Source organism: Peribacillus acanthi (assembly GCF_003073175.1).
Classification (GTDB): Bacteria; Bacillota; Bacilli; order Bacillales; family DSM-1321; genus Bacillus_BN; species Bacillus_BN acanthi.
Map to the genome: position 1 here is coordinate 57,968 of NZ_QBBX01000001.1, position 11,849 is coordinate 69,816.

An 11,849-nucleotide genomic window follows, 5' to 3' on the forward strand; every position below is an offset into this window, starting at 1 on the left:
ACGCGAAGTAAAAAGGGAAGGGCTTGTTGGACTATGGGCGTATTTGGATTTGGGAAATATAAGCACTTAATAAATGCTATTTATGCAATGTTATTCGTAATTTGTATAGGAACAATTGGGTTCATTCTTTTTGAAGGATTAGCCTTTTTTGATGCCCTATGGCTAACGATGATTACGGTTTTAACCGTTGGGTATGGGGATGCTGTTCCCCAGACAGCAGCTGGCAAAATGTTTGCTTTGATTATTATCCCGATAGGAATAGGGATTGTGACATATGCAATTGGAGCGATGACCACCCTAATGCTTGAAGGAGAACTATCAAGAACCGTGGGTCAAAGGAGATTGAAGAGATTGATATCCAAGTTAAGTGGACACGTAATTTTATGTGGGTACGGACGAGTAGGGGAACAAGTTTGTGATCAACTTAAAAATAAAAACATTACAACGGTTATCATAGACCAAGATATTAATAGAAGACCTAATGTGCTAGGAGGAAATATTTATTGGATCACTGGAGATGCCACGGATGATGAGGTTTTACGAGAAGCTGGTATTGAAAGAGCAGGTAGCTTGGTAGCCTCTTTGCCTGATGATGCACACAATGTTTTTGTAACATTATCTGCTAAAGGGTTGAACCCATCCATTAAAATCGTTGCTAGAGCTGAAAAAGCAGCTTCGGAGGAAAAAATGAAAAAAGCAGGTGCAACTAAGGTCATTAATCCTTCCTCAATTGGAGGAAAGCAGATGGTTTTTTCATTATTAAAACCTCAAAGTGTTGAATATGTAGATATGATGTTAAATACGGGCGAAAAAGAGTTTGGTATTGAAGAAATCGTATTAGGTAAAGGCGGGCCGTTGATAAATCGGACGATTGAAGAAAACCAAATCCGTAAAAAATACGAGGTTACTATAGTAGCGATTATTCGTAAAGAAGAGTTAATCAATAACCCAGATCCGAAGGAAAGATTACAAGAACATGATGTCTTGCTTGTATTCGGTTCTGCTGAGCAAATGAAGGTGTTCGAGAACGTAGCCATTAGTATTGATTAACCGGATTGTGTTACAATACGGTCTATTATGGGGTAATACCCTCAAAGGGTGATTGAGGAGTGAAGAGAGTATGGACGTTTCGTATAAACAAGTCTTACATAAAATAGAGGAACTATTAGGGAGAGCAAAGTCTGCCCAATCTGTCGATGAAAGTAAAGGGTATGTAGTGGCCATTCAATCGATGTGTGAGTTGTTAACGAATCAAACATCTGAAGTACCTACAGCAAAAACGACAGTGAATTTTACTGCACCAACCGTCATAAACCCATCCTTCTCAACCAAATCGGTAGGTTTACAAGAAAAGGCAGTTAAGATGGAAGATGCGAATGGAGATTCTTTATTCGATTTCTAATAAATAGATAAATTTTAAAAAGGTGGAGAATGAGCGTGAAAGTATTTCTAATAATCGGAGCGATCAATGCGTTTTTAGCGGTTGCGCTAGGGGCTTTTGGAGCACATGGATTAGAAGGTAAGCTAACAGAAAAATATATGAAGATTTGGGAAAAGGCTGTGACCTATCAAATGTTCCATGCGACAGGTTTATTAGTCGTAGGATTGCTATCAGGAAAGTTACCTGACGTCTCCTTAGTGAACTGGGCTGGATGGCTAATGTTTATAGGAATTATCCTATTCTCAGGAAGTCTGTATGTTTTGAGTGTGACACAAATTAAAGTGCTTGGTGCTATTACACCTCTAGGCGGCTTATCTTTCTTGGCTGCATGGGTTGTAATGATGATAGCAGTTTATAAATATCTCTAAAAAATCCTTGCCGGTTTGTTGTCGGCAAGGATTTTTTTACTTTATTAAAGGGATTTAGGTTCGCTTCTTCCATTACCTTGGAGAGTAACTGGCTAATGGCTGCATGCCATTGTAAGGGTAATCATACTCAATTTCTTCATCAAATGTAATGTAATCCAGGTACACCATTGGCAGCAAGAAACGCATTCCTGTTTGTGGATCACTAATGATGATGTGGTCACGTCCTGCAGCTTCAATAATTCCCTTGAAAATTTTAGCATTCCATTCCTTATTGTTCTCGAATGTCATATAAATAGTAGCTAGCTTGCCTTTATTCAAGCGGAGAATGTTTTCAATGTATGATTCCTCTACAGGCAGCATTCCCGGTACTTGTGGACCTGTTGTAGGTGCACTTTGTGGCTGAGGTACTGGAGGCATACCACCCTGAGGAGGCGTGTATTGGGGTTGCGTAGGCTGTTGTTGGTAATACATCGGGTTCTGTTGACGAGTATCCTGCATGGCTCCGTATATAGGTTGCCCGGGATTGTATCCATAATTAATGTATGGATTATTATTGTTTTGGCTCATTTTCAAACCTCCATATTCACATTTTTTAACGAGATTTCCTCTTTTCCACTTTTGCTCGATCCATCCAATCGATTCTGTAGTATGTACCATGAATGTCTTGGATAAGGAGTAATGTGAAGCTTGAACAAAAATTTCACTATTTAATATGTATGATGGTCTTTTCATTTTATTCCAGGAGCCAAATGAAAAAGCCTCCAGAAATTAGGAGGCTTTAAAAGGATTTTTTAATATTATTGAACATGTAAAAATGAGAATAATTTATCTTCATTTAATAGGTTTCCTACGAAGAATGTACCGAATTCTCCGTAACGAGCACTCACTTCATCAAAACGCATTTCATATACAAGCTTTTTGAATTGGAGAACATCGTCTGAGAATAGAGTTACACCCCATTCGTAATCGTCAAACCCTACAGAACCTGTAATGATTTGCTTAACTTTGCCAGCATATTGACGCCCAATCATCCCGTGGGAACGCATCATTTTACGGCGCTCATCCATCGGAAGCATATACCAGTTATCGTTTCCTTGACGACGCTTGTCCATTGGATAGAAGCAAACATGCTTTGCCTTAGGTAGAATCGGATATAAACGTGCACGAATCTCTGGGTTTTCGTAAGGATTTTCACCAGCTGGTAAATAGTTGCTCAGCTCTACTACAGAAACGTATGAATGTGCAGGAACTGTATATTCAGCTAACTTGGATTTGTTGAACTCGGTTTCAATCTCATTCAACTCTTCCATTGTTGGACGTACAAACATCATCATAAAATCAGCTTTTTGTCCGACAATTGTATAAAGAGCATGACTGCCTTCTTTATTAGATTGTGTTTTGTTCCATTTCTCGACTAGACCAAGAAATTCGGAAATGATTCCTTGGCGATCATCGCTAGAAAGCATTTTCCAAGTTGTCCAATCGATTGTACGGAAGTCATGAAGGCAATACCAGCCATCAAGAGTTTGTGCTGCTTCACTCATTGCTATCACTCCTATATTTCTACTATGTACAATTTTTACTATAACACAGTTGGTCTTAAATGAAGGAAGAGAAACACCTTTATTCAAACAGTTTTTAAGTAAAAAGGCACTATTATTTACAGAATGGACAAATTTCCGGGAATTATTCTTTCATTTCCAAGGTGCTAATTTGAATCGAAGGTTTATTCCAACGTTAATAGGAGAAAATTGAAAAGGATAGTCATGAATTTTTCAGAAAAAAAGAACATTTACGATGAAAGCGATATCACTTTCTTCCTAAATAGAATTTTTTTCAAACAAAGAGTAGACTTAATACGAATGAGTGTAGGGAGGCTATTAGTGTGAGTGATTTATTTGCTGTATTAAAGGAAAAAGTATCGGGACATTCTTTAAAAATTGTTTTTCCAGAAGGAACAGATGAAAGGATTTTGAAGGCTGCTGGAAGGTTATCGCAAGAGAAATTATTAACACCGATTCTTATTGGGGATATTGAAAAAATTCAGCAATTAGCTAAAGACTATAATGTATCTTTAGAAAATGCTGAAATATACGACCCAACTAATTTTATTATGATGGATGAATTAGTGGCTGCTTTTATTGAGCGTAGAAAAGGAAAAGTATCTGAAGAGGATGCTCGCAAAATTCTATTGGACGAGAATTATTTCGGGACGATGTTAGTGTATGCAAACAAGGCAGATGGACTAGTGAGCGGTGCTGCCCATTCTACGGCAGATACGGTACGTCCAGCACTTCAGATTATCAAAACAAAAGAAGGCGTGAGAAAAACGTCAGGTGTTTTCATCATGGTTCGCGGGGATGAAAAATATGTGTTTGCCGATTGCGCAATCAATATATCACCAGATAGCCAAGACTTAGCGGAAATTGCGATTGAAAGTGCAAGAACTGCCAAGATGTTCGGTATTGAACCGAGAGTAGCAATGCTAAGTTTTTCAACAAAAGGATCTGCTAAATCACCTGAAACAGATAAAGTAGTGGAAGCAGTAGCGACTGCTAAGCTGCGTGAACCTCTATTGACTCTAGATGGAGAGTTTCAATTTGATGCAGCATTTGTACCATCCGTAGCAGCCAAGAAAGCTCCAGATTCTCCGTTACAAGGAAATGCTAACGTATTTATTTTCCCTAGCTTGGAAGCGGGGAATATAGGCTATAAAATTGCTCAGCGATTAGGAAACTTTGAGGCGGTTGGTCCAATCTTACAAGGCTTGAATCGACCAGTGAATGATTTATCCCGTGGATGTAACGAGGAAGATGTATACAAATTGTCCTTAATTACAGCTGCACAGGCATTACAGCAATAAGGGAAAACGGTAAGCACTTCTTTCTATATGGATTGAAGTGCTTTTTATATGGATTTTTTTGATATACTATTAATTGATTGAAAGTGGAAATCATACTTAGATGTTTACTGTATTAAGGAGATATATATTATGCATGAAAGCATGTCATTATTGGTGCAGCCTACCTGGCGTGTTATAGATCAGTCTTCGATGGGTCCTTATTTCTCAGCCCTTCAATCTTTTGCGATGGATGATACCCTTTGTCATTCTGTGGGAACTGGACAGTCTCCAGCAGTTGCAAGAGCGTGGGTTCATCATAATACTATCGTACTTGGGATTCAGGATACAAAACTCCCTTATTTGCAAGAGGGAATACAATACCTACAAGAACAAGGTTTCAGAACGATTGTCCGCAACTCAGGTGGATTGGCAGTAGTCTTAGATGAAGGCGTATTAAATCTTTCTCTTATTTTTCCAGAGAAGGAAAATAAGATAGATATCAATAGAGGCTATGATACGATGTGGCATCTAGTCCAAAAAATGCTTGAAGCTTATGATGTGAATGTGGAGGCAAGGGAAATCGTAGGGTCGTATTGTCCAGGAAGCTACGATTTAAGTATAGATGGTAAGAAATTCGCAGGCATCTCCCAACGTCGCATACGAAATGGCGTTGCAGTTCAAATCTATCTTTGTATAACAGGCAGCGGTTCACAAAGGGCGAGTTATATCGAGACGTTCTATCAAAAAGCAAAACAAGCTGTGGAAACGAAATTTCAGTATCCTATTATACTTCCTGAAGTAATGGCATCTTTGCAAGAATTAGTAGACAAGGAGCTTACTGTACAATCGTGTATGTTTTCTTTGTTAACTCTATTGCAACAGCATAGCCAGGAACTGAAATCTACACAGTTATTTGAATTTGAGGCTGACCTTTACGAAGGATATCTACAAAGAATAGAAGAGAGAAATGAAAAAATGCAAAGAGGGTGACTCTCAACTGAGTTACCCTCTTTGTTTATTTGAATCGAGTTGCTGCCAACCTTTTCTCCAAAAAATCTTTATTTCTATTTAATCTTAATTTTTTTGTTACTCTGCAAGTTTCTCTAAATTGCCGTTACGATCCATTTTAAACTTTGTCGCAGGACGCTCGTCCTCTTCAAGAAGAACAAGTTTTCTAGCGCGATTCATGATCTTCATTAGTGTTTCGTAATCTTCTTGGATGGTCTCTGAATTTTGTTCAAGGCTCGCAAGTTTGTTTTCCATTTCTTGATTGCGTTGCTTCAAATCTTTTATTTCTAGCTTTAATCTCTCGTTCTCTGATTTTAGTACTTCTGTCACTAATTGATTGGATTGAAGGCTTTGTAAATAAGTAATGACAGTATCGAGGTTCAATGAATTGCTAGAATACGTATGAGTTGGTTTTTTAAGAGTATAAGAAGTGGGAACTGAGAATTCTTGTCTGCTATCCACTTCAGTCGTATCTTCTTCGATGAAATTAAGGTTTATTAGTTCTGTAGGCTCTGTCATTAAGCCAACTTCCATAGCTGTCGTTGGAGTGGAAGGATTATATAATAGTTTTTTCTTTCCACCTTGCTCCTTACCTAGCATTCTTTGACGTTGCTTTCTTTGCTTTTTAGCTAATTGGAGCGCTTTTTCATAGTTATGACGTACAACTGCATTCCATCTGAAACCACAAGCAGCAGATGTGCGATTGAGTTTGTCGCCTACCTCTTCAAAAGCATTTAACTGTGTGCTTCCTTCCCTTACGTGTCTTAAAACGGTTTCTGCCAATAATAAATCATCTTCTTCATTCCATGCATCTTGACGAATCTTCATGTCATTCATCCTTTCTTCTCCTGCCTCACTGAATCTATAATTATGGGAGAAATCATTTTTTCGATATGGAAAAATGCGTTTCTCCTTCTCTAGTCATCATTCTGAACAAAAACCTAGAATTTTATACAAAGATTCATAGCAAGATAAAGAAACTGTTAAAAGTTTGCTCCTTGAAATTCATTTACAGAAAATGTACAATACCCTTTAGCGCCAAAAAGTTCGTAAAGTATATTTTGAAAGCGTAAGCGCCCTGCTTAGCGACGTATGGGCTGGACGCCCCCCGCATGAGATAAAGGAAACACGAAGAACGGTAGTGATTCGATGTTGACTTATCGTAAGTAGGGGGAGGAAGCACACTAGTCGCTGGGCGCTGGAGCTAGACACTGTTCTAACATCAAAAAGTTATACTTTTTTAACTCACTAGAAAGGATGAGTGGTCACATAATGGCAAATGAGTTTCGTATTTGCGATGATTGCCAAGCGACTAACATCAAAACGCTTGTACCACGTCTGAAAAAACTGGATCCTGATGCCACTATTGATATTGGCTGCCAATCCTACTGTGGTCCAGGTAGAAAAAAGTCATTCGCATTTGTCAATAATCGTCCCGTATCAGCACCAAATGAGGACGAGCTAATGGAAAAAGTCCGTAATAAAATTAAGTAATTCACTATATATACAAAAGAAAAATCATCTTGCACAGTACGTGAAGATGATTTTTCTTTTTAAATTTTGCAATTTTCAAATTTTAACCATCCTTCACCTTAATTTTTGAAGAACAAACAGCTATAATAAAAAGACAAAGATTACGGATAAGTAGGTGGCCTATGGGGTATTCAAATGAAAAATTGGACGAAGAAAAAGTATTTAAAGATCCTGTGCACCGATATGTCCATGTTAGGGACAAAGTAATTTGGGATTTAATAGGTACTAAAGAATTCCAGCGATTAAGAAGGATTCGCCAGCTGGGGACAACATATTTAACCTTCCATGGTGCCGAGCATAGTAGGTTGAACCATTCTCTTGGTGTCTATGAAATTGTTAGAAGAATCATTGATGATGTGTTCGCTGGACGGGAAGATTGGAACGGAGAGCAACGACTTCTCGTGCTTTGTGCTGCATTATTACATGATTTAGGGCATGGCCCTTTTTCTCATTCGTTCGAGAAAGTTTTCGATCTGGATCATGAGGATTTTACAAGAGAAATCATTTTAGGAGATACAGAGGTTAATCAGATCCTTAGAAAAGTAGAACCTAATTTTCCTAAAAAAGTAGCTGAAGTAATAGCAAAAACGTATCAAGATAAATTAGTTGTAAGTTTAATTTCGAGTCAGATCGATGCCGATCGAATGGATTATTTACAACGTGATGCGTATTTTACTGGGGTAAGCTATGGACAATTCGATATGGAACGTATTTTACGCGTAATGAGACCTAGAGAAGACCTAGTGGTGATTAAGAGTAGTGGGATGCATGCGATAGAGGATTATATTATGAGTCGTTATCAAATGTATTGGCAAGTTTATTTCCACCCAGTATCCAGAAGTGCGGAAGTCATCTTGAAAAAAATCCTGCACCGTGCAAAGCATCTCTATAATACGGGGTATTCCTTTAAGCGCGAACCTAGCCATTTCTTTTCCTTGTTTAAAGGGGAGGTTAATCTCAAGGATTATTTAAAACTGGACGAAGGAATCATGCAGTATTATTTCCAACAATGGGAAGAGGAAAGCGACCCTATATTAAGCGATTTATGCAGTCGTTTTGTGAATCGGAACTTATTTAAGTATGCGGAGTATCAACCTTCCAATGAAGGGATGACGAAGCTAATTGAGTTGACCAAATTATTTAAGAAAGCAGGGATTGATCCTGATTATTATTTAGTGGTGGATTCTTCTTCCGATCTTCCGTACGATTTTTATCGTCCTGGAGAAGAAGAAGAAAGGTTGCCTATTCATTTACTGAAGGCTAACGGAGAAATCAGAGAGTTATCACGAGAGTCTGAAATTGTGGACGCCATTTCAGGTAAGAGAAGGACGGACCATAAGCTATATTATCCATTGGATTTACTACTAGATGAATCATCGAAGAAGAACGTGAAGAGGCAAATTCGAGAATTGCTCGGGATCTAATGCAAGTCGTCATAGCTGTCTTTGTAATATTTATTAATATATCTTTGTTTGTAGGAGTGAAGATGCTTTGTTTAAGGACCATGCCAAAATAATTCATGCCATAGCGTCTGTTGGTGAAATTTCAGGACGTAAGAAGCTGCAAAAGATGATCTATATTTCTAAAAAAATTGCTTTCCCTTTTCAAGAAAAGTTCCAATTTCACTTTTTTGGTCCCTATTCAGAAGAATTGACATTAAGAATAGAAGAGCTATGTAATATGGGCTATCTAAATGAATCCCATGAAAAGAAGAATGGCTATCATCAATACTGCTATTCCATTACCGATTCTGGGCAAGAATTTTTAAATCTACATTCATTAGACAACACTAATATACAAGAATGTTTACTAGATATGAATGAACAAAATGCTAGATTCCTTGAATTAGTTTCTACCGTTTTATATTTTGATGAATTAGAACGTGAAGAGGTTGAAGAGAAAATCTTTACATTGAAAAGTAAACAGAAGTATACACACGATGAAATAGAAGAAGCATATCGATACATTGAGAGTTTGAAAGAGAAGGCTAGACTACACTAACGTAGTCTAGCCTTCGTGGTAATGAACACAAGTTGTTCTGAGGCAAAATGGAGCTTTATATCTCTATTCTTGATCGCTTAGTCGTTGACCGCCAACAGCATAGTGGTTTTTCGACATTTCTTCAATAAATACTACGATTTTATCCATTGGAGCTCCAGAAGTTTCAGAAACAGCCTCCGTTACTTTTTGAACGAGTGCTTTCTTTTGTTCTTCTGTACGACCTTCTAGCATTTTTACCGTTACATAAGGCAAATATTTTTCCTCCTCTATCAATAATGCTTAAAGTGTTTCATAATTGAAGAGAGAAATCAAGAATGTCGGACAGGGGAAATGACATAATGACTGTTTTGTTGATAAAATAAGGATAGAAATTACGGTATAATGGGGATAGTTAACATTTGGAGGAATGACTTTGGATACAATAGAAAGTATGATAAATGGTTTTTTTGTATATTCATTAGAAGAATTACCTTATGTAATCATTGCTCTACTGGTGGCTTTTACGATACATGAATTTGCCCACGCCTATGTAGCTTATAAATTTGGGGATCCGACCGCTAAAGATCAAGGACGTCTGACCCTAAATCCTAAAGAGCATCTTGATCCATTAGGAACGATTTTAATCTTAATCTTTGGATTTGGATGGGCACGCCCTGTACCAGTCAATCGTTCTTACTTTAAAAATCCACGACTTGCAGGAGTGTTGGTATCTGTAGCTGGTCCATTAAGTAATTTATTCATTGTAATGCTTTCCTTCATCATCTGGTATGGCTTGCAGGCGTTGGGTATCGGCGGGGAATCCGAATTCCTACAAAATCTCTTAAATATGATGATTAGCTTAAATCTATTGTTGTTTGTTTTTAATCTATTACCGTTTCCTCCTCTGGATGGTTATCGTATCCTTGAGGACTTGGCTCCGAACCATTTGCGAGCTAAAATGACGCAATTTGAGCAATACGGAGCACTTATTTTCTTGATTTTAGTCCTTACACCGTTAGATCAGTACACGATCCAACCTATTTTTAATGTTGTAATTCCTACACTGAGCCAAACATTAAATCAATTTTTCTCAGGATTGTTTTTATAAAAATGCTTTTAATAGACTGTTTTAAAGGCCAATGTTGATTTTTAGCAGTTTGTTGATCTTCGTTACAGGCGCTTGACTCCTGGGGGATTAGCGTTACAGGCTCGGCGAACGCCCACCGAAAAGGTAAGCGTCTGGAACGCAAATCAACGACTCCATTGTAAAAGTGCAACATAGTTTACGAAAACAGTTTAATAAAAAGATAAGGAAGGAAGGAAGGTCAACCAATATGGAAGATAAATCAAAGAAAAAGCTAGAATTTAATATAATAAAAAATGATCCCACTTCCGGTCATGGGGGCTATGGAGTAGGGGCTTTGAGCCTAGATAATATATCACCTGTAATCATCGATGTAGATGAAGGTGACGCGACCGTGGATGTCGGAGCCATGCACGCAAGAAGCGCTGTAGAAAAGGGAATCAAATTTTTGCCTAACAAAGAAGATGTTCCAAATGGCAAGCTGTATTGGCTAGTTTGGGTGGCAATTGAACGCAATCCACTAGGACCGTATTATGCAGGGGTAACCGCTTGTGAAATGACAGTAGACCGCGAAATTAGAAGAGGCTATAAGTCACTTCCTGAACATGTAAATAAAATGGATAAAGCCATGAAAAGAAAAATTATGGTCGATCATATCGATGACCGATCTAAAAACATCTTAGTGGACTTCTTAAAAAAACATGATGCAGCCATGTGGGAACGGTCTTCCGATGAGCTAAAACAACAGTTGCATGTAGAAGGTTAATTCCCATTCGCAATGCAATAAAAATTTGTCGAAACTGTGACAATTTTTGAAAAAAAAACATAGTACTTGTCGAATACCAATAAAATAAGTAAACTTATTTACAGCGTGCACACGCTACGAAACTAAGACACGAAAAACCTCGAGACAGCGGAAACTGTCTCGAGGTTTTTCATTTCTTTGATCTTTAATTCCAAAAAAGCTTATACCATGGTTTTTTCTTCTTTTCTTTTGGAGTAGGTTCGTGTTTGATAGGTTCCACATGGTTATTATGCTCCATACAAAACTCCGTTGGCTCAGAGCCCTTTACATAGTAAGTTAACCGTGACACGGGACAATCTGAGGTAGCAAGCTTTCCGTTTATTGGATTTACATAAGTGCCTACAACATTTTTGGTTGGCTTAAACGTTTTAAGAGCTGTTCCTTTTAGGCTTTTTTCCATAAAGTCAGCCCATATTTGTTTGGCATACATTTTCTCTGCGGGCTTTTCAATATATTGTGAATGATCATAGCCTGTCCATACACCCGTTACTAATTGAGGTGTATAGCCAATCATCCAGCTATCAGACTTAGTGGTTCCAGACTTTCCTGCATATTGTCTTGTTAGCTTCGGGATAATGGTCGTACCAGTAACAGTGGCATACCCATCAAGACGTTTATCAAAGACTCCAGTAAGCATAGAGGTCATGACGAATGCTTGATCTGGGTCTAAAACCTGATGTTTTGCCTCTTCAGCTTCGTATAGGATTTCTCCATGGTAGTTTTCCACGCGTTTAATAAAAACGGGTTCTACCTTTTTTCCGTTATTGGCAATGATGCTATAAGCATTG

Annotated in this window: 15 protein-coding genes; 10 read left to right on the forward strand and 5 right to left on the reverse strand. The window is 38.0% G+C overall.

The window, feature by feature from the left end; genetic code table 11:
- Positions 1 to 33 precede the first annotated feature (33 nt).
- From DBX25_RS00385 to DBX25_RS00395, 3 genes are all read left to right on the forward strand, one after another.
- Entirely contained in the window at positions 34 to 1,050 is a 1,017-nt protein-coding gene (locus DBX25_RS00385) for a potassium channel family protein (protein ID WP_108668804.1), read from the forward strand.
- Between the two features lie 70 nt (positions 1,051 to 1,120).
- Complete coding sequence (locus tag DBX25_RS00390; protein WP_108668805.1) at positions 1,121 to 1,402, forward strand: YwdI family protein; 282 nt, start codon at positions 1,121 to 1,123, stop codon at positions 1,400 to 1,402.
- Positions 1,403 to 1,437: 35 nt separating this feature from the next.
- The gene (locus DBX25_RS00395; protein WP_108668806.1) at positions 1,438 to 1,809 is read left to right on the forward strand and encodes a DUF423 domain-containing protein; all 372 of its coding nucleotides are present in this window, start codon (positions 1,438 to 1,440) and stop codon (positions 1,807 to 1,809) included.
- 72 nt (positions 1,810 to 1,881) lie between these two features.
- Here the strand turns inward: DBX25_RS00395 and gerQ are convergent, their stop codons facing one another.
- Positions 1,882 to 2,376, reverse strand: a complete 495-nt coding sequence (gene gerQ / locus DBX25_RS00400; protein WP_108669043.1) for a spore coat protein GerQ — start codon at positions 2,374 to 2,376, stop codon at positions 1,882 to 1,884.
- Positions 2,377 to 2,606: 230 nt separating this feature from the next.
- A complete protein-coding gene (gene hemQ, locus DBX25_RS00405; protein WP_108668807.1) occupies positions 2,607 to 3,353 on the reverse strand; it encodes a hydrogen peroxide-dependent heme synthase in 747 nt (248 codons plus the stop codon).
- A 341-nt stretch (positions 3,354 to 3,694) separates the two neighbouring features.
- Between hemQ and pta the strand changes: the two genes are divergently transcribed.
- Both pta and lipL read left to right on the forward strand, forming a co-directional pair.
- Complete coding sequence (gene pta / locus DBX25_RS00410; RefSeq protein WP_108668808.1) at positions 3,695 to 4,672, forward strand: phosphate acetyltransferase; 978 nt, start codon at positions 3,695 to 3,697, stop codon at positions 4,670 to 4,672.
- Between the two features lie 129 nt (positions 4,673 to 4,801).
- A complete protein-coding gene (gene lipL, locus DBX25_RS00415) occupies positions 4,802 to 5,641 on the forward strand; it encodes an octanoyl-[GcvH]:protein N-octanoyltransferase (RefSeq protein ID WP_108668809.1) in 840 nt (279 codons plus the stop codon).
- Between the two features lie 96 nt (positions 5,642 to 5,737).
- On the opposite strand, the gene DBX25_RS00420 is transcribed toward lipL, so the two are convergent.
- Complete coding sequence (locus tag DBX25_RS00420) at positions 5,738 to 6,487, reverse strand: RsfA family transcriptional regulator (protein ID WP_108669044.1); 750 nt, start codon at positions 6,485 to 6,487, stop codon at positions 5,738 to 5,740.
- Positions 6,488 to 6,931: 444 nt separating this feature from the next.
- Between DBX25_RS00420 and DBX25_RS00425 the strand changes: the two genes are divergently transcribed.
- From DBX25_RS00425 to DBX25_RS00435, 3 genes are all read left to right on the forward strand, one after another.
- Positions 6,932 to 7,153, forward strand: coding sequence for a YuzB family protein (locus DBX25_RS00425; protein ID WP_108668810.1), 222 nt, complete (start codon positions 6,932 to 6,934; stop codon positions 7,151 to 7,153).
- Between the two features lie 161 nt (positions 7,154 to 7,314).
- Entirely contained in the window at positions 7,315 to 8,616 is a 1,302-nt protein-coding gene (locus DBX25_RS00430) for an HD domain-containing protein (RefSeq protein ID WP_108668811.1), read from the forward strand.
- Between the two features lie 67 nt (positions 8,617 to 8,683).
- Positions 8,684 to 9,193 carry a YwgA family protein gene (locus DBX25_RS00435; protein ID WP_108668812.1) on the forward strand — a complete coding sequence of 170 codons (510 nt, stop codon included), beginning with the start codon at positions 8,684 to 8,686 and terminating at the stop codon, positions 9,191 to 9,193.
- Between the two features lie 63 nt (positions 9,194 to 9,256).
- Here the strand turns inward: DBX25_RS00435 and DBX25_RS00440 are convergent, their stop codons facing one another.
- Complete coding sequence (locus DBX25_RS00440; RefSeq protein WP_276309563.1) at positions 9,257 to 9,463, reverse strand: 2-hydroxymuconate tautomerase; 207 nt, start codon at positions 9,461 to 9,463, stop codon at positions 9,257 to 9,259.
- A 160-nt stretch (positions 9,464 to 9,623) separates the two neighbouring features.
- Here DBX25_RS00440 and DBX25_RS00445 point away from each other — a divergent pair, with 160 nt between their 5' ends.
- Together DBX25_RS00445 and DBX25_RS00450 are read left to right on the forward strand one after the other, a co-directional pair.
- Positions 9,624 to 10,280: a site-2 protease family protein gene (locus tag DBX25_RS00445; RefSeq protein WP_108669045.1), complete on the forward strand. Its 657-nt coding sequence runs from the start codon at positions 9,624 to 9,626 to the stop codon at positions 10,278 to 10,280.
- 226 nt (positions 10,281 to 10,506) lie between these two features.
- Positions 10,507 to 11,022 (forward strand): YwhD family protein, encoded by a 516-nt coding sequence (locus DBX25_RS00450; protein WP_108668814.1) that lies wholly within the window; start codon positions 10,507 to 10,509, stop codon positions 11,020 to 11,022.
- A 184-nt stretch (positions 11,023 to 11,206) separates the two neighbouring features.
- Here DBX25_RS00450 and DBX25_RS20975 read toward each other — a convergent pair.
- Positions 11,207 to 11,849 (reverse strand): penicillin-binding transpeptidase domain-containing protein (locus tag DBX25_RS20975; protein ID WP_276309557.1); only part of this gene is annotated, 643 nt, incomplete at its 5' end.